This window comes from Vibrio sp. OPT20, assembly GCF_963889365.1.
In the GTDB taxonomy this organism is placed as follows: Bacteria; Pseudomonadota; Gammaproteobacteria; order Enterobacterales; family Vibrionaceae; genus Vibrio; species Vibrio splendidus.
Genome location: NZ_CAWPOA010000031.1, coordinates 180,268 through 197,817, shown reverse-complemented (window position 1 = coordinate 197,817; position 17,550 = coordinate 180,268). Strand labels below are relative to the sequence as shown.

At 44.6% G+C, this 17,550-nt stretch carries 15 protein-coding genes and 2 tRNA genes; 1 reads left to right on the top strand and 16 read right to left on the bottom strand.

All coding sequences use genetic code 11. From position 1 onward, the window contains the following. Window positions 1-92: 92 nt before the first annotated feature. From nlpI to rlmE, 15 genes are all read right to left on the bottom strand, one after another. Window positions 93-1,016 carry a lipoprotein NlpI gene (nlpI, locus tag AACR09_RS02050; RefSeq protein ID WP_004734491.1) on the bottom strand — a complete coding sequence of 308 codons (924 nt, stop codon included), beginning with the start codon at window positions 1,014-1,016 and terminating at the stop codon, window positions 93-95. A gap of 124 nt (window positions 1,017-1,140) precedes the next feature. After that, window positions 1,141-3,261 carry a polyribonucleotide nucleotidyltransferase gene (gene pnp / locus AACR09_RS02045; protein WP_193835939.1) on the bottom strand — a complete coding sequence of 707 codons (2,121 nt, stop codon included), beginning with the start codon at window positions 3,259-3,261 and terminating at the stop codon, window positions 1,141-1,143. A gap of 379 nt (window positions 3,262-3,640) precedes the next feature. Next, window positions 3,641-3,910: a 30S ribosomal protein S15 gene (gene rpsO / locus AACR09_RS02040; protein WP_004734493.1), complete on the bottom strand. Its 270-nt coding sequence runs from the start codon at window positions 3,908-3,910 to the stop codon at window positions 3,641-3,643. 218 nt (window positions 3,911-4,128) lie between these two features. Further along, window positions 4,129-5,082, bottom strand: coding sequence for a tRNA pseudouridine(55) synthase TruB (gene truB, locus AACR09_RS02035; protein ID WP_193835938.1), 954 nt, complete (start codon window positions 5,080-5,082; stop codon window positions 4,129-4,131). Next, complete coding sequence (gene rbfA, locus AACR09_RS02030; RefSeq protein WP_004734495.1) at window positions 5,082-5,495, bottom strand: 30S ribosome-binding factor RbfA; 414 nt, start codon at window positions 5,493-5,495, stop codon at window positions 5,082-5,084. Before rbfA ends, truB begins: the two co-directional genes overlap by 1 nt. Before the next feature lie 134 nt (window positions 5,496-5,629). Continuing rightward, complete coding sequence (gene infB / locus AACR09_RS02025) at window positions 5,630-8,320, bottom strand: translation initiation factor IF-2 (RefSeq protein WP_193835937.1); 2,691 nt, start codon at window positions 8,318-8,320, stop codon at window positions 5,630-5,632. A gap of 22 nt (window positions 8,321-8,342) precedes the next feature. Beyond that, window positions 8,343-9,830, bottom strand: coding sequence for a transcription termination factor NusA (nusA, locus tag AACR09_RS02020; protein WP_004734499.1), 1,488 nt, complete (start codon window positions 9,828-9,830; stop codon window positions 8,343-8,345). A gap of 35 nt (window positions 9,831-9,865) precedes the next feature. After that, on the bottom strand, window positions 9,866-10,321 hold the full coding sequence (gene rimP / locus AACR09_RS02015) for a ribosome maturation factor RimP (RefSeq protein WP_004734501.1): 456 nt from the start codon (window positions 10,319-10,321) through the stop codon (window positions 9,866-9,868). A 237-nt stretch (window positions 10,322-10,558) separates the two neighbouring features. Then, a tRNA-Met gene (locus AACR09_RS02010) sits at window positions 10,559-10,635 on the bottom strand. 53 nt (window positions 10,636-10,688) lie between these two features. After that, window positions 10,689-10,773 (bottom strand) — tRNA-Leu (locus tag AACR09_RS02005). A gap of 16 nt (window positions 10,774-10,789) precedes the next feature. Continuing rightward, the gene (gene secG, locus AACR09_RS02000) at window positions 10,790-11,122 is read right to left on the bottom strand and encodes a preprotein translocase subunit SecG (protein ID WP_004734504.1); all 333 of its coding nucleotides are present in this window, start codon (window positions 11,120-11,122) and stop codon (window positions 10,790-10,792) included. Window positions 11,123-11,400: 278 nt separating this feature from the next. Beyond that, window positions 11,401-12,741, bottom strand: coding sequence for a phosphoglucosamine mutase (gene glmM / locus AACR09_RS01995; RefSeq protein ID WP_004734505.1), 1,341 nt, complete (start codon window positions 12,739-12,741; stop codon window positions 11,401-11,403). 21 nt (window positions 12,742-12,762) lie between these two features. Further along, entirely contained in the window at window positions 12,763-13,593 is an 831-nt protein-coding gene (gene folP, locus AACR09_RS01990; RefSeq protein WP_193835936.1) for a dihydropteroate synthase, read from the bottom strand. Between the two features lie 90 nt (window positions 13,594-13,683). Then, the gene (ftsH, locus tag AACR09_RS01985; protein WP_193835935.1) at window positions 13,684-15,648 is read right to left on the bottom strand and encodes an ATP-dependent zinc metalloprotease FtsH; all 1,965 of its coding nucleotides are present in this window, start codon (window positions 15,646-15,648) and stop codon (window positions 13,684-13,686) included. A 107-nt stretch (window positions 15,649-15,755) separates the two neighbouring features. After that, window positions 15,756-16,385, bottom strand: a complete 630-nt coding sequence (rlmE, locus tag AACR09_RS01980) for a 23S rRNA (uridine(2552)-2'-O)-methyltransferase RlmE (RefSeq protein ID WP_004734508.1) — start codon at window positions 16,383-16,385, stop codon at window positions 15,756-15,758. Between the two features lie 114 nt (window positions 16,386-16,499). Between rlmE and yhbY the strand changes: the two genes are divergently transcribed. Beyond that, entirely contained in the window at window positions 16,500-16,796 is a 297-nt protein-coding gene (gene yhbY / locus AACR09_RS01975) for a ribosome assembly RNA-binding protein YhbY (protein ID WP_004734509.1), read from the top strand. A gap of 125 nt (window positions 16,797-16,921) precedes the next feature. Here the strand turns inward: yhbY and greA are convergent, their stop codons facing one another. Next, window positions 16,922-17,395 carry a transcription elongation factor GreA gene (gene greA / locus AACR09_RS01970; RefSeq protein WP_017084249.1) on the bottom strand — a complete coding sequence of 158 codons (474 nt, stop codon included), beginning with the start codon at window positions 17,393-17,395 and terminating at the stop codon, window positions 16,922-16,924. Between the last annotated feature and the right edge of the window lie 155 nt (window positions 17,396-17,550).

The following is a 17,550-nucleotide window of genomic DNA, read 5'->3' as shown; positions in this document are numbered from 1 at the left end:
CCCCCCCCCCCTTGTTTATAAAAAGGAGCATAAAAAAGGAGCATAAAAAAACCGCTGACAGGCAGCGGTTTTTAATATTCTTACTATGTCACTTACTTAGCGTTAGCTTCTTCTTCGGCCTCAGCCAACTTAACTTGCGCTAAATGCTCGGCTTTAAGCGTAGTGAAGATACGGCTTAACTCTAAGAAAGAGTAACGGTGTTCTACGTATTCATACACGTTAAAAGAAACCGCCAACTTATACAAAGAGATCGCATTCGCGTAATCACCATTCATGTGGTGACGCTTAGCAAGGTAGAAGTACGTTTCCGTCAGACGTTGAGCTAGGAGCGTGTTGTCGCGAGTCCCGGTTAGAATAGCTTTGAATGCCTGCTCTTCGGTAATATCGTCAAGCATGATGGCAACTAATACCCAGCCCCACTGCTCATCACGACTCTCGTAACGCTTTTGCAAATCAAGCTTTGCTTGTTCTGGTGTAAGTTCATGCTGAATGATGTAAAGCCACAGAGCGCGAAACGGATCGCTAGGATCATCAGCGTAGTGCTTCATCATCTCTTCGTTGGCTAAGTCATAGCGCTCGCCATAGTAGAGTGCGATAGAACGATTTCGTTCTGCATATGAGTTTGCAGGATCAAGCTCTAACGTAGAATCAAAAGATTCATAAGCGGCATCAAACTCCCCTACTTGCGTAAAGTAAACACCCAAAAGGTTGAAGATATCAGGTTGAGCGGGGTTCAATGAAAGAGACTGATTGAAATCAAGACGTGCTAAATCACGCAGGCCAACGCTATCGTAGTAATTACCACGCTCGAACAACATTTTAGCTCGAACTTCATCGTTCAAATCTGGGCGCTGTAATAACTGACTAAGGCGCGCTATTTGCACTTCTTGCTGAACACTTGGTTGAAGCGGCACAGCCATTGGTGGATAAACCCAACGTGAGGTGTTATCTGATGTTGTCGCACAACCAGTTAGTACAAGCAGTAAACACATACTCGCGGTTTGAAACCATTTCACAAATAATTACTCCTGTTATGACCGCAATAAAAAAGGGGAGCGATATGCTCCCCTTTATAACATGCTTTTTTACCAATGGGTTAGAAATCACTAAAAAGCGATAGTCCCATTAATAGGCTAAGAATTACTCAGCAGCAGGTGCTTCGCCTTCAGCTGGCGTTTCAACTGCTTCTTTCATGCTTAGACGTACACGGCCTTGACGGTCAATTTCAAGAACCTTAACTGGAACTTCTTGACCTTCAGTTAGGTAGTCAGACACTTTCTCAACACGCTTATCAGCGATTTGAGAGATGTGTACTAGACCATCTTTACCTGGAAGGATAGTAACGAATGCACCGAAGTCAGCTAGACGAGCAACTTTACCTTGGTAAATGCGGCCAACTTCAACTTCAGCAGTGATCTCTTCGATACGGCGGATAGCTTCTTTAGCAGCTGCGCCTTCAGTAGCAGCAATCTTGATTGTGCCATCGTCTTCGATTTCGATTGTAGTACCTGTTTCTTCACAAAGAGCACGGATAACTGCGCCGCCTTTACCGATAACATCTTTGATCTTATCAGAGCTGATTTTCATTGTGTGGATACGTGGAGCGAATTCAGAGATATCTTCACGAGCACCAGAGATAGCTTCATCCATTACAGAAAGGATGTGCTTACGTGCACCTTGCGCTTGGTTAAGTGCAATTTGCATGATCTCTTTAGTGATACCTTCGATCTTGATGTCCATTTGAAGTGCAGTGATACCAGCGTTAGTACCTGCTACTTTAAAGTCCATGTCACCTAGGTGATCTTCGTCACCAAGGATGTCAGAAAGAACAACGAAATCGTCGCCTTCTTTAACAAGACCCATTGCGATACCCGCAACAGAAGCTTTGATTGGAACACCAGCATCCATAAGTGCTAGAGATGTACCACATACAGAAGCCATTGAAGAAGAACCGTTAGATTCTGTGATTTCCGATACAACACGAACTGTGTATGGGAATTCGTCAACAGAAGGCATTACTGCTTGGATACCACGTTTAGCAAGCTTACCGTGACCAATTTCACGACGCTTAGGAGAACCAACGAAACCAGTTTCACCTACACAGTATGGAGGGAAGTTGTAGTGTAGAAGGAAGTTGTCTTTCTTCTCACCCATTAGGCTGTCGATGATTTGAGCATCACGTTGTGTGCCAAGCGTTGCAGTAACAAGTGCTTGAGTTTCACCACGAGTGAATAGAGAAGAACCGTGTGTACGTGGAAGAACACCAGTACGTACGTCTAGCGCACGAACCATGTCTTTTTCACGGCCATCGATACGTGGGTTGCCAGCGATGATGCGGCTACGTACTACGTTTTTCTCTAGAGAACCAAGCATGCCGCGGATTTCGCGCTCATCTAGGTTTTCGTCTTGTACAATTAGAGCTTCAACAACGTCGTTCTTGATTGCGCCAACTTGCTCGTAACGAGCCATTTTCTCAGTGATCTGGTACGCGTCAGATAGACGAGTTTCAGCTTGCTCAGCAACTTTAGCTTTAAGCTCAGTATTAACTGCTGGCGCTTCCCAGTTCCAAGATGGAGTTGCAACTTCAGCTGCAAATTCGTTGATCGCTTTGATTACAACTTGTTGTTGGTCGTGACCGTAAACAACAGCTGAAAGCATTTCTTCTTCAGATAGGTTATCTGCTTCAGATTCAACCATAAGTACTGCGCCTTCTGTACCAGACACAACTAGGTCTAGTTTAGAGTTTTCAAGCTCAGTATTTGATGGGTTAAGAACAAGTTCGCCGTCGATGTGACCAACACGTGCAGCACCGATAGGACCATTGAATGGAGCACCAGAGATAGCAAGTGCAGCAGACGTTGCGATCATAGTGATCATGTCTGGGTTTACGTCAGGGTTGATAGAAACAACCGTAGCGATAACTTGAACTTCGTTTTTAAACGCACTTGGGAAAAGTGGACGAATTGGACGGTCAATCAGACGAGCTGTTAGCGTTTCGCCTTCAGAAGGACGACCTTCACGCTTGAAGAAACCACCAGGGATTTTACCCGCAGCGTATGTACGCTCTTGGTAGTTAACTGTTAGAGGGAAGAAATCTTGGCCTGCAACAGCTTCTTTCTTAGCAACAACAGAAACGAATACTGATGTATCGTCCATAGTCGCCATTACAGCAGCAGTAGCTTGACGTGCCATTACGCCCGTTTCTAGAGTAACGGTGTGGTTACCGTACTGGAACGATTTTACAACTGGTTTTTCAAACATTGTATATCCTTAGCTCTAAAGTCATGACTTTAGATTAAGTGAAGATTGACTCAAGATATTACCAATCGCGACTAGTGAAAAGAGACTTGGGAATGATGCTTCTTTGTATGAGTTCATACGCCGAATTAAGACCAAATCCGCCTTTGAATAGTCGCGACCTATTGGCCGACATCTGTGACTGTAACGTCTTGAGAGGTTGATTGCCCAGCGTTGAAAACGCATAGGCGGGCGTAGTATAAACTATTTTTATTAGGAGAGATATTTCCTATCAGAAAAAGCCAGATGATATTCTGTGCATCCGGCCAAACATTTTCTTACGGGTACAAAAAAAGGAGCATAAATGCTCCTTTTCTTCAAACTGTCTTTGCAGACATCGCTATTAGCGACGTAGGCCTAGACGCTTGATTAGATCTTGGTAACGAGTAAGGTTTTTGCCTTTCAAGTAATCAAGAAGCTTACGACGGCTAGAAACCATACGTAATAGACCACGACGGCTGTGGTGATCGTGTTTGTGCGCTTTGAAGTGACCTTGTAGGTGGTTGATAGAAGCAGTAAGTAGTGCTACTTGTACTTCTGGTGAACCTGTGTCGCCTTCAGATTGTGCGTATTCTGCAACGATTGCTGCTTTAGTTTCTGCATTCAGAGACATAAATCTCTCCTGATAAGAGTAAGTTTATATTTGTAGCAGCCAATCTCTGATTCAGCCGCTACGCGAGCCGAGGATTATAGGGAAGTTTACGTGTTGGTGCAATAACAATCGAACTGATGAAAAACGAAAAAAGCGAACCATTAAAATTAAGGGCTCGCTTTCTATATTATTGATTCGCTTTTCCAGGCTAAGCGCCTATACCTAACTAGGTTTCAGCGTTATGCTTGTGGCTCTTCATCTCTAAAAACAACCAAACGCTTCGGGGCAACTCGGCCATCTTCAGCAATTTGAGCAACGCCAACAAACAGCTTCTCTTCACCGCTTGTCATGCGAACGGTACCTTCAGCAGGAGCGCCTGTGACTTGAACGGGCATACCGTGCTGAACAAGATCAGTCAGTTCCGCATTCAGGTTAACTTCAGGTAAGTCTTCTACAGCCGTGTCCATTGGCATTAGCAATGGATCAAGCAACTCTTTAGGTGCAATCTCTTGCGCTTGTGCTTGCTCTAGAATTTCGTTCAGCTGTTCCAAGGTAACCATGCGTTCATACGGGTACTTTGCAACACCAGTACGACGAAGCATTGTCACGTGAGCACCACAACCTAGCATTTCACCAAGATCGTCGGTAATTGTGCGGATGTAAGTACCTTTAGAACAATGCACTTCCATCTCAACTTCATCACCTTCAAAGCGAAGTAGCTCAATAGAATAAACAGTGATCTTGCGAGACTCACGAGGCACCTCGATACCTGCACGTGCATATTCATACAAAGGCTTACCTTGAAACTTCAATGCTGAGAACATTGATGGAACCTGGTCGGTTTCACCTTTGAAGCTTGCAATGCAGCGTTCAAGTTGCTCTTGAGTCACGTTGATTTCACGCGTTTCAACCACTTCACCATCAGAATCTGAGGTGTTGGTACGCTCACCAAGCTTCGCGACAACAACGTAGCGCTTATCAGAATCTAGAAGAAACTGAGAGAACTTCGTTGCTTCACCAAGACAAATTGGCAGCATGCCAGTCGCAAGAGGATCCAGAGCACCGGTGTGCCCTGCCTTTTCTGCAAAGTAAATACGCTTTACTTTTTGCAGTGCATCATTAGATGAAATGCCTGTTGGCTTATCTAACAGAATTACCCCGTTTATAGGGCGACCTTTACGACGGCGAGCCATTACTCTTCATCCTTAGACTGAGTTTCGTCAGTGCGGCCAGATTCTTCTTGCTTACGCTTGTCATCGTTCAGTACTTCACTTACTAGGTTAGACATACGCATGCCTTCTACCAATGTGTTGTCGTAAGTAAAACGAACTTCAGGTGTTAGACGGTGACGAATACGCTTGCCAAGAGCCATACGAACTGGCACTTCATGCTCTTTAAGAGCAGCAAGACATGATTCAGGTGTTTGCTCACCGATACATAGGAAAGTCACGAACACTTTTGCGTATGCAAGGTCACGAGACACTTCTACATCTGAAATAGTTACCATACCAATGCGTGAGTCACGAACTTCACGTTGGAGGATAAGTGCTAGCTCTTTTTGAAGCTGCTGAGACACACGTTGTGTGCGGCTAAATTCTTTTGACATTTTCTTTTCTCACTTAGAAAGATGGGGGGCTTGGTAATTACCAGCCCCCCATGGTGTATTCAACAACCGATTACTTATTACCTTTACAGGTAATGTTAGTAACCTTAGTCAATATGTCGAGTCGTACTGACTGATTAGTCTAGAGTACGTTTAACTTCAACAATTTCGAATACTTCGATCTGGTCACCAACGCGAACGTCGTTGTAGTTCTTAACGCCGATACCACACTCGTAACCATTTTTAACTTCTTGAACGTCATCTTTAAAGCGACGAAGTGACTCTAGTTCACCTTCGTAGATAACAACGTTTTCGCGAAGTACGCGGATTGGGCTGCTACGCTTAATCGTACCTTCAGTAACGATACAACCAGCGATTGCACCAAGTTTAGGCGACTTAAATACGTCACGAACTTGAGCAAGACCAATGATCTCTTGACGGAATTCAGGAGCAAGCATACCGCCCATCGCCTGTTTCACTTCGTCGATCAGTTGGTAAATGATTGAGTAGTAACGTAGATCTAGGTTTTCATTCTGAACAGTACCACGCGCAGTTGCGTCAGCACGAACGTTGAAACCAAGGATGATAGCGTTAGAAGCAGCTGCAAGAGTTGCATCAGTTTCCGTAATACCACCAACACCAGAACCTACGATGTTAACTTTAACTTCGTCAGTTGACAGTTTCAGTAGAGAGTCAGCAATTGCTTCTACAGAGCCTTGAACGTCAGCTTTAAGTACAACGTTAAGTTCAGCAACTTCACCAGCAGTCATGTTCGCGAACATGTTCTCTAGTTTCGCTTTTTGTTGGCGAGCTAGTTTAACATCACGGAATTTACCTTGACGGTAGTTCGCAACTTCACGCGCTTTACGCTCATCACGTACAACCGTTGCTTCATCACCTGAAGCAGGAACGCCAGAAAGACCTAGAATTTCTACAGGGATAGATGGACCTGCAGTTTCGATGTCTTTACCGTTTTCATCGCGCATTGCACGAACACGGCCGTACTCTTGACCACAAAGAACGATATCGCCTTTGTTAAGAGTACCAGACTGTACTAGTACTGTTGCAACTGGACCGCGACCTTTATCAAGACGAGATTCAACAACAACACCAGATGCCATGCCTTCTTTAACCGCTGTAAGCTCAAGAACTTCAGACTGAAGAAGGATAGCTTCTAGAAGACCATCGATGTTTGTACCCTGTTTTGCAGAGATGTGAACGAAGATGTTCTCACCGCCCCACTCTTCAGGGATAACGTCGTATTGAGCTAGCTCATTCTTAACGTTGTCTGGGTTTGCACCCTCTTTGTCGATCTTGTTCACAGCAACAATCAGAGGAACGCCTGCCGCTTTCGCGTGCTGGATTGCTTCGATTGTTTGTGGCATTACGCCATCATCAGCGGCAACAACAAGTACAACGATATCTGTCGCTTGAGCACCACGAGCACGCATAGCAGTAAACGCCGCGTGTCCAGGAGTATCAAGGAACGTGATCATGCCGTTGTCAGTATCTACGTGGTAAGCACCAATGTGCTGTGTGATACCGCCAGCTTCGCCAGACGCAACGTGTGCTTTACGAATGTAATCAAGTGTAGAAGTTTTACCGTGATCAACGTGACCCATGATAGTAACAACAGGAGCACGACCTTCTGCGACAGCATCGCTATCACGGTCAGCTAGCACTGCTTCTTCTAGTTCGTTTTCTTTACGTAGGATAACCTTGTGACCCATTTCTTCAGCAACAAGTTGTGCTGTTTCTTGGTCGATCACTTGGTTGATAGTCGCCATAGCGCCCATCTTCATCATTACTTTGATAACTTCAGTTGCTTTAACTGACATTTTGCTAGCCAGTTCAGAAACAACGATAGTTTCGCCAATAGCAACATCAGATTTAGCAACAGTTGCTGACTTATCAAAGCCTTGCTGCATTGAAGTTGGTTTAGCAAGCCTACCTTTACCGCCACGACCACGTTGGTTACGACCACCACGGTTGTTGCCAGGTTGAGCTGCTGGAGCAGGTTTCTTCTTGCGACGACGAGGAGCTTTCTCATCTTTTTTATCAGCCGCATCTTCTGCTTCACGAGCATAAGTAGAAGTAGTCACATGGTAATCCGCAGATTTCTCTTGCTCTTTCTTCTTCTTCTCTTCTTCAGACCAACGTTCTTGGTTCTCTTCTGCTAACTTACGAGCTTCCTCAACAAGCTTAGCTGCTTCAGCTTCGGCTTTACGAGTTGCTTCTTGCTCTTGACGAGTTTTAAGTTCATCCGCTTCTTTTTTCGCTTGTGCGTTAGCGTCTGCATTTTTTGAATTCATGTCTTTTTTAGCCTTTTCAGCTTGTGCGCGTTGAGCCTTCTCTTCAGAATCACGTTTTGCATCCGCTTCACGTGTTACTTTTTCTTCGGCTTCGCGCTGTGCTTTCTCTGCAGCATCACGTTTCGCTTGCTCTTCAGCATCGCGTTGTGCTTTCTCTTCCACTTCACGATTAGCTACTTCCTCAGCTTCACGTTTCGCTTCATCTTCAATAGTGCTGCGCTTCACGTAAGTACGCTTTTTACGTACCTCTACTTGAACATCCTTACTCTTACCGCCTCCAGCGGCAACACTTAGCGTGCTGCGGGTCTTGCGTTGAAGAGTTAAACGAGTCGGTTCTGTTTCGCCTGAAGTATCGCCATGCTCCTTTTTAAGGTGCGTTAGCAATGTTTGCTTCTCTGAATCAGTCACTTGATCCGACCCTGCTTTCTTCATTCCTGCATCAGCAAGTTGTTCAATTAAGCGGTCAACTGGCGTACCAATCTCTTCACTCAGTGCTTTAACTGTTAATTGTGTCATACCGCTTTCTCTCCTTGCTGAATTATTCTTCGTCGCCGAACCAACAGATGTTACGCGCAGCCATAATCAGCTCGCCTGCTCGCTCTGCAGTTAGGTCTTCGATGCCTTCTAGTTCATCAACGCCTTGGTCAGCTAGGTCTTCCAATGTCGCAACGCCTTTTGCTGCTAGCTTGTAAGCCATTTCACGCTCAAGACCTTCAAGTGCAAGTAAGTCTTCAGCAGGCTCAACACCGTCGAAAGTCTCTTCTTTCGCTAGCGCTAGAGTAGTCAGTGCGTCTTTCGCGCGGTTACGTAGTTCTTCAACGATACCTTCGTCTAGACCGTCTACTTCAAGAAGCTCGTTCACAGGAACGTATGCCACTTCTTCAAGTGTAGAGAAGCCTTCTTCAACAAGCATTTGAGCAAAGTCTTCTTCAATGTCTAGGTGCTTCATGAAGTTTTCAATAGAAGCAACAGCTTCTTCTTGGTGCTTCTTCTCTAGATCAGCAACAGTCATTACATTCAGTTCCCAACCCGTTAGTTGAGAAGCTAGACGTACGTTTTGACCGCTACGGCCAATCGCTTGTGCCAGATTATCGGCTTCAACAGCGATGTCCATAGAGTGTGCATCTTCATCAACGATGATTGAAGCAACATCAGCAGGCGCCATTGCGTTAATAACGAACTGAGCTGGGTTATCGTCCCAAAGAACGATATCGATACGCTCACCGCCAAGGTCATTAGAAACAGCTTGTACACGTGCACCACGCATACCAACACACGCACCAACAGGGTCAATACGTTTGTCGTTTGTTTTCACAGCGATTTTAGCACGAGAACCAGCGTCACGTGCAGCACCTTTAAGTTCAATTAGCTCTTCACCAATCTCAGGCACTTCAACGCGGAATAGTTCAGCTAGCATTTCTGGCTTCGAACGAGTAACGAAAAGCTGGAAACCGCGAGCTTCTGGTTTAACTGCGTAAAGAAGACCACGAACACGGTCACCTGGACGGAAGTTTTCACGAGGAAGTTGGTCGTCACGAAGGATTACCGCTTCAGCGTTGTTACCTAGGTCTAGAATAACTGTGTCACGGTTAACTTTCTTAACTGCGCCAGTTACGAGCTCGCCTTCGTTGTCAATAAACTGTTCAACGATTTGAGCACGTTCTGCTTCACGTACTTTCTGTACGATAACTTGCTTAGCCGTTTGAGTCGTAATACGGTCAAACGTTACTGATTCGATATCATCTTCAATGAAACCGCCAAGTTCGATCTCTGGATCATCGTACTTTGCAGCTTCAATAGAGATTTCTTTTGTTGGGAATTCAACTTCCTCAACAGCTTCCCAACGGCGGAAAGTTTCGAAATTACCCGTTTTACGGTCAATTTCTACACGAACTTCAATTTCTAATTCGCTTTTCTTTTTTGTTGCCGTTGCAAGCGCGATTTCAAGCGCTTCAAAAATACGCTCACGAGGAACTGCTTTCTCATTTGAAACAGCTTCTACTACCGCCAAAATTTCTTTGTTCATTAATCTAGCCTCTTAAGCTCTTCTCTCTAGGAGAACTAAAATTTAGGGATCAGGTTAGCTTTCGCAATATTGCTCAGGACGAATTCTTCTTCTTGTCCTTCAACCAATACTTTCACTGTCTCGCCTTCGATAGATTGGATATCACCTTTCCATTTACGACGGTTGCCGACAGCCATTTTCAAAACGATGCTTACCTCGTGACCAATAAATTGTTGGTAATGCTCTGCTTTGAACAGTGGTCTCTCTAAACCTGGTGAAGACACTTCAAGGTTATAAGCCACTGAAATTGGATCTTCAACGTCCATTACGGCACTTACTTGGTGACTAACCTCAGAGCAATCATCTACATTGATACCATTTGGTGAATCGATGTAAATACGTAGCGTTGAGTGCTCACCAGCACGAATAAATTCTAATCCAACTAACTCATAACCTGATGCTGCTACTGGAGCGTCAAGCATTTCAGTAAGTTGTCTCTCTAAACCAGTCATTTAACCACTCCAGAAACAAAAAAAGGGCTCAAAGCCCAATTTAAATTCCAAGCAAACATTATCATCTAAAGGCATTTACAAATGCTTAGATAACAAAAAACCCCGTATAAGCCGGGGTTTTTGTTGCTGGACCCTTATATGTTAAGTGTCATCACATTCGATATCACACTTAACTCACAGTGAGGTTCACACTGTGCAAACTTGCTACCAATACAAGCTATATAATAGCATTGAAATTGGTTGCGGGAGCCGGATTTGAACCGACGACCTTCGGGTTATGAGCCCGACGAGCTACCAAACTGCTCCATCCCGCGTCCGACTTGTGAGCATTATACGCCCAACAAGATGTTTTACAAGTTTGTAAACATGGTGCCGAGAGAGGGACTCGAACCCTCACACCCTAAGGCACTAGCACCTCATGCTAGCGTGTCTACCAATTTCACCATCTCGGCATCAAATCTTTGCAGCTTATTGTGGAATTTCGTCGCCTTGCGTCGGAACTTCACTCACTGCATCTTCAGCTTGCTGAATTACCTGACCTTGAGTCGGGTCAATCCATTGTGACTCAGTTTTATGTGTAGACATATTACCAAGCACTAAGCTAAGGATAAAAAATGTAGTTGCAAAAACTGCAGTCATTCGGGTAAGGAAATTTCCTGAGCCACCAGCACCAAACACAGTGTTTGAAGCGCCAGCACCGAAAGAGGCTCCCATATCTGCGCCTTTACCTTGTTGAATCAACACTAGGCCAATTACACCAAGCGCTGCCAACAGGTAAATCACAAGTAGAACTGTAAACATTTTTCCACCTATGTTCCTAATTGTTGAGCCAGCGCCGTTCAAAAAACTATTTTCAAGAACAAGGCTAGCGACCTCCTAACTGAAGGCCGAGCAATACTAGCGAATGCGACGATGGCTGACAAGGGGAATTTGCTAAAAAATAAGCCTTTACCAAGCGAATGGTTAAAAAAAGGTCAAAAGCGACACAAAACTCATTTACGTCTCTTTTGACCGTTATATAAGTCAATCACTTCTAATCACAGGCGCTATTCGTTTCGCCGGTTAAGTAAAAGGTTAAATTAGCAGTTTGCTTTTACTGCATCTGCAATCTTAAGCGCAGACGCTTGAACAAGCTCTGCGTCTTCGCCTTCAACCATGACACGCAGTAGTGGCTCGGTACCAGACTTACGTAATAGCACACGACCTTTCTCGCCAAGCTCAGCTTCTACTTCTACAACCGCCGCTTTCACCGCTTCTGCTTCGAGTGGATTTGAGTCACCGCTGAAACGAACGTTTTCTAGAACTTGAGGATATAACGTCATACCTTGAGAAAGTTCATTCAGTGTCATTTCACTGTCGACAACTGAAGCCAATACTTGCAAGGCAGCAACGATAGCATCACCTGTCGTCACTTTATCTAATAGGATAACGTGACCCGAATTTTCTGCACCGATCTTCCAGCCTTTAGCAAGAAGTTGCTCCATGACGTAACGGTCACCAACAGCAGCACGAACAAACGGAATACCTAACTGCTTAAGGCCGTTTTCCATACCAAGGTTGGTCATTAGTGTACCAACAACGCCACCTTTCAACTCACCACGACGCAACGCATCACGAGCAATGATGTAAGCGATTTGGTCACCATCAACCTTATTACCTAGCTCATCAACCATGATGATGCGGTCACCGTCACCATCAAAGCCTAGGCCTAACGCTGCTTTTTCTTCAAGTACTTTAGCTTGCAGAGCACGCACATCTGTCGCACCCACTTCGTGGTTGATGTTAGTACCATTTGGTTCAACACCCATTGCAATCACTTCAGCACCCAACTCTTTAAATACCGCTGGCGCAATGTGGTAAGTCGCACCATGTGCGCAATCCACCACAATTTTCATGCCCGCTAACGTCATTTTGTGTGGGAATGTACTTTTACAAAATTCGATATAACGGCCAGCTGCATCATTTAAACGTACAGCTTTACCCAATGCAGAAGATTCCACGCACTCGATATCTTTATCTAGTTCAGCTTCGATAGCCAACTCAATGTCATCCGACAATTTAGTGCCTTCAGAAGAGAAGAACTTAATGCCGTTGTCATAGAAAGGGTTATGCGATGCAGAGATAACGATACCAGCTTCAGCACGGAAAGTTTGTGTTAAGTAAGCAACAGCAGGTGTTGGCATTGGGCCAGTAAACGTAGCCTGAAGACCCGCAGCAGCAAGGCCAGCTTCTAACGCAGACTCAAGCATATAGCCAGAGATACGAGTATCTTTACCAATGATCACTTTCTTGGTGCCCTGCTTCGCAAGAACACGACCTGCAGCCCAGCCAAGCTTCAGAACAAAATCAGGTGTAATCGGGTATTGGCCAACTTTGCCACGTACACCATCTGTGCCGAAGTAACGTCTTTTATCAGACATATTGATTTTCCTTAATTATTATTAGTGATTGTTATTCATCACTTCGATTATCTTCATCGCTTCCAATGTATCTTCAACATCGTGAACGCGAATAATTTGTGCGCCTTTCATTGCAGCGATAGTCGCGCAAGTGACACTGGCTACCATGCAATCTGCTGGGGCCTTGTCCAGTAGCTTAAAGATCATCGATTTTCTCGACATCCCAGCTAAAACTGGCAACCCAAGCGTATGAAATTTTTCAAGGTGCGCTAATAGGTGGTAATTGTGTTCAATGGTTTTACCAAAACCAAAACCAGGGTCCAGAATCAGCTGTTCTTTTGAGATTCCTACAGCCTCACAAGCTTCCACTCTTTCTTGTAAGAATGCTTCAACATCCATTAGAACATCGTCGTAAACTGGGCTAGCTTGCATGGTTCTTGGTTGGCCTTTCATGTGCATCAGGCAAACAGGAACATTAGCCTCAGCGGCAGCTTGTAGGGCACCTGGCTCTTGTAAAGCGCGTACATCATTGATCAAATCAGCACCCGCTTCAACAGCTTGGCGCATCACTTCCGCTTTGCTGGTATCAATAGAAATCCAAACATCAAACTTGGTACGAATCGCTTTAATTGCAGGAATAACTCGAGCGAGCTCTTCCTCTAAGGAAACGTCCGGTGCTCCAGGACGAGTCGATTCACCACCAATATCAATAATGCTAACGCCGGCTTGAATCATTCGTTCAGCTTGCTGCAATGCATTGTCTAATGAGTTGAATTTTCCGCCATCAGAGAAAGAATCAGGGGTGACATTGAGGATACCCATTACATGTGGGCGGTCTAAAACGAGCGTTTTATTGTTTGCTTTTAATATCATGAAAGGCAGGTCTTAAAGAGTAAAAAACACCTTGGGCTATAAACAGAAAAACCCTGAGCGTACTCAGGGTTTTAATTTATAGCTTAGCGATTAAGAATCTTTGTTTTTAGTATCATCTGATTCAGATTTAACTTCTTCAACTTTCGATTCTTCTGGGTCTGCTTTAGCTTGTTCTTCTGATTTAGCTTCAGGCTTGGCTTCTTCCTTTGCAGGTTCTGATTTTGCTTCATCACCCCAACCAGCAGGCTCGCGAATCTCGTCTTTACGTTCCATCAAGTCATCAATCTGACCTGCATCAATCGTTTCAAACTTCATCAGCGCATCTTTCATCGAGTGCATGAGATCCATGTTCTCTTCAAGAATCTGCTTCGCACGAGCATAGTTACGGTCGATAAGAATACGAATTTCTTCATCGATAAGTCGAGTTGTATCGTCAGAAACATGTTTCGCTTGGCTCATGCCACGACCTAGGAAAACTTCGCCTTCTTCTTCAGCATATAGAAGAGGACCTAGTTTTTCAGAGAAGCCCCACTGCGTTACCATCTTACGAGCAATATCAGTTGCACGTTCGATATCGTTAGACGCACCAGTCGAAACCTTGTCTTTACCGTAGATAAGTTCTTCAGCAAGACGACCACCGTACAAGCTAGAGATCATTGACTCTAGGTGTTGGCGAGACATGCTTACGCGGTCTTGCTCAGGTAGATACATAGTCACACCAAGTGCACGACCACGTGGAATGATTGACACCTTGTACACTGGATCGTGTTCAGGTACCAAACGACCAACAATTGCGTGGCCTGCTTCGTGGTAAGCTGTTGACTCTTTCACTTCTTCAGACATCACCATTGAACGGCGCTCTGCACCCATCATGATCTTATCTTTCGCAAGTTCAAACTCAACCATCGATACATTGCGTTTGTTACCACGAGCTGCAAATAGCGCCGCCTCGTTCACAAGGTTCGCAAGATCTGCACCAGAGAAACCTGGAGTACCACGAGCAATCAGAGATGGTTCAACATCACCTGATAGTGGAACTTTGCGCATGTGCACTTTAAGAATCTGTTCACGACCACGTACATCAGGTAGACCAACCACAACTTGACGGTCAAAACGACCAGGACGAAGTAATGCAGGGTCTAGCACGTCGGGACGGTTAGTCGCAGCGATAACAATAATACCTTCGTTACCTTCGAAGCCATCCATCTCAACCAGCATTTGGTTAAGTGTTTGCTCACGTTCATCGTGACCACCACCAACACCAGCGCCACGTTGACGACCTACAGCATCGATTTCATCGATAAAGATGATACAAGGTGCTGCTTTCTTCGCTTGCTCGAACATGTCACGCACACGAGATGCACCAACACCAACAAACATTTCAACGAAATCAGAACCTGAGATAGTAAAGAACGGTACTTTCGCTTCACCAGCAATTGCTTTTGCAAGCAATGTCTTACCAGTACCAGGAGGACCGACCAACAGGATACCTGTCGGGATCTTACCACCCAGTTTTTGGAAGCGACTTGGGTCACGAAGGTAATCCACAAGCTCTTTCACGTCTTCTTTTGCTTCGTCACAACCAGCAACATCCGCAAACATCGTTTTGATTTGTTCTTCGCTCATCATTCGAGCTTTGCTCTTACCAAAAGACATCGCGCCTTTACCGCCGCCGCCGCCTTGCATTTGACGCATGAAGAAAATCCACACACCAATCAGTAAGATCATTGGGAACCATGAGATGAAGATAGTGCCAAGCAGGCTCTGCTCTTCAGGTGGTGTACCCTGAACTTTTACGTTTTGATTAATTAAGTCATCAAGTAGCTTTTGATCATAAACAGGCATGTAAGTTACATACTTAGAGCCACCACCACGACGTGTGAAAGTGATTTCGCTGTTATTGAACTGTGCGTCTTGAATCTGGCCTTGGCCAACTTCCTGTACAAACGTGGTGTAATCTACTGCTCTGCCGTTACTTTCCCCAGGGCCGAAGCTCTGGAATACCGACATCAACACTACCGCGATAACAAGCCACAGAATTAAATTTTTTGCCATGTCACTCAAGGTGTAAGCCTCTCGATAACTAATTGTAATTAAAGGTAGGGTACTACAGTTTGTAACCTGTAGCCATGTTGTTAACTCTCACTCTTGGAAGAGAATCGTTAACCTTTGTAACCAGTTGCTACGATAAACACTTCACGAGATCGAGCTCGAGAAGAGTCGGGTTTTCTAACTTTGACTGTTTTAAACATCTCACGGACGTCCTTAACATATTGGTCAAACCCTTCGCCTTGGAATACTTTTACAACAAAACTACCATTGGTAGCTAGAACTTGTCGACACATATCCAAAGCTAATTCAACTAAATACATAGCTCTCGGCTGATCCACAGAATTGTTGCCTGCTATATTAGGTGCCATATCAGACATCACGACATCAACCATGTTTGGTTGTATACGTTCCAACAAGGCATCTAGCACAGCTTCTTCGCGGAAATCGCCTTGTAAAAAGCTCACTCCAGCAATCGGATCCATAGGTAGCAAGTCACAAGCAATGATTTGACCGTTGTCTCCGATAATCTTAGCAGCATATTGAGACCAACCGCCAGGCGCTGCGCCCAAATCCACAATGGTCATCCCAGGAGTCAGCAATTTATCTTTCGTTTGAATCTCTTCCATTTTGAAATAAGCACGCGAACGATAGCCTCTTTTTCTTGCTTCATTTGCATACTTGTCGTCGAAGTGTTCCTTCAACCAACGGCCTGAACTGGCCGAGTGTTTCTGTTTGCTCATTGGATACCTAAATTGGAGGAAAGTACTAATTGCTGAATAAATTATAGTCTTCAGCTTTAGATGGCGTTAAAATAGGTTTTTTCAACCCTAATACTAAATAAAATTGGCCGCGTAATGAACCTAAGTACCAAACAAAAGCAGCATCTAAAGGGCCTAGCTCACAGTTTAAAACCTGTAGTGCTAATGGGCGCAAATGGACTTACTGAAGCTGTTCTAGCGGAAATCGAATTAGCTCTAGACCACCACGAACTGATCAAGATTAAAGTTGCATCAGAAGACCGTGAGACTAAGCAACTGATTATCGATGCAATTGTACGTGAATCTAAAGCTGAGAAAGTACAGACTATCGGTAAAGTTCTAGTACTGTTCCGTCAGTCAGAAGCACGTAAAATCGAGATTCCACGCAAATAAGCTAGTTTGACTTCAAGCTAGCTCCGCAATAAGAAAGCCACTGTGCTTATCTTTTAGTGTAGCGTGAGAAACGAAAAAGGTCGCATTAGCGACCTTTTTACTTATTAGAACCAAAGTAAATTCAATTAGATGTATTCTACTTTGTCGATTTCGAAATCTTTATCGCCGCCAGGTGTAGAGATAATAACCTCGTCACCTTCCATCTTACCAATAAGGCCACGAGCGATCGGTGATTTCACCGAAATGCGGCCAGTTTTGATTTCAGCTTCATCTTCAGAAACGATTTGGTAACGGAACTCTTCATCAGTATCTACGTCAATCAAAGTAACCGTAGTACCAAAGATAACCTTGCCTGTGTTATCCATTTGAGTTACGTCGATGATCTGAGCTAGCGATAGCTTGTATTCGATATCTCGAATTTGAGCTTCACAGATACCCTGCTCTTCACGAGCGGCGTGATATTCAGCGTTCTCTTTCAAGTCACCGAGTTCACGTGCTTCACCTATAGCTGCTGAAATAATAGGACGTAGCTTAAGTAGGCGATCTAATTCGTCACGTAGCTGCTGAGCGCCACGCACTGTCATTGGAACCTTTTCCATTTTTTACCTCTATGCCAAAGCTTTCTTTGGCCAACATAAATACACCCAACGCATTTATTGGGTGATAGAAACAAAACGATTTGGCTTAGTGTAAACAAACTTTATGGCTAAATCACCTTTATTCCACTTTGCGTTATAAAAGCTTTATCTAGGTC

Excerpts from the sequence above, each read along its gene's own strand:
- pnp (WP_193835939.1), bottom strand. The coding sequence starts at position 3,261 with ATGTTTGAAAAACCAGTTGTAAAATCGTTCCAGTACGGTAACCACACC.
- rpsO (WP_004734493.1), bottom strand. The coding sequence starts at position 3,910 with ATGTCTCTGAATGCAGAAACTAAAGCAGCAATCGTTGCAGAATACGCA.
- truB (WP_193835938.1), bottom strand. The coding sequence starts at position 5,082 with ATGGCTCGCCGTCGTAAAGGTCGCCCTATAAACGGGGTAATTCTGTTA.
- rbfA (WP_004734495.1), bottom strand. The coding sequence starts at position 5,495 with ATGTCAAAAGAATTTAGCCGCACACAACGTGTGTCTCAGCAGCTTCAA.
- infB (WP_193835937.1), bottom strand. The coding sequence starts at position 8,320 with ATGACACAATTAACAGTTAAAGCACTGAGTGAAGAGATTGGTACGCCA.
- nusA (WP_004734499.1), bottom strand. The coding sequence starts at position 9,830 with ATGAACAAAGAAATTTTGGCGGTAGTAGAAGCTGTTTCAAATGAGAAA.
- rimP (WP_004734501.1), bottom strand. The coding sequence starts at position 10,321 with ATGACTGGTTTAGAGAGACAACTTACTGAAATGCTTGACGCTCCAGTA.
- secG (WP_004734504.1), bottom strand. The coding sequence starts at position 11,122 with ATGTTTACAGTTCTACTTGTGATTTACCTGTTGGCAGCGCTTGGTGTA.
- glmM (WP_004734505.1), bottom strand. The coding sequence starts at position 12,741 with ATGTCTGATAAAAGACGTTACTTCGGCACAGATGGTGTACGTGGCAAA.
- folP (WP_193835936.1), bottom strand. The coding sequence starts at position 13,593 with ATGATATTAAAAGCAAACAATAAAACGCTCGTTTTAGACCGCCCACAT.
- ftsH (WP_193835935.1), bottom strand. The coding sequence starts at position 15,648 with ATGGCAAAAAATTTAATTCTGTGGCTTGTTATCGCGGTAGTGTTGATG.
- rlmE (WP_004734508.1), bottom strand. The coding sequence starts at position 16,385 with ATGAGCAAACAGAAACACTCGGCCAGTTCAGGCCGTTGGTTGAAGGAA.
- yhbY (WP_004734509.1), top strand. The coding sequence starts at position 16,500 with ATGAACCTAAGTACCAAACAAAAGCAGCATCTAAAGGGCCTAGCTCAC.
- greA (WP_017084249.1), bottom strand. The coding sequence starts at position 17,395 with ATGGAAAAGGTTCCAATGACAGTGCGTGGCGCTCAGCAGCTACGTGAC.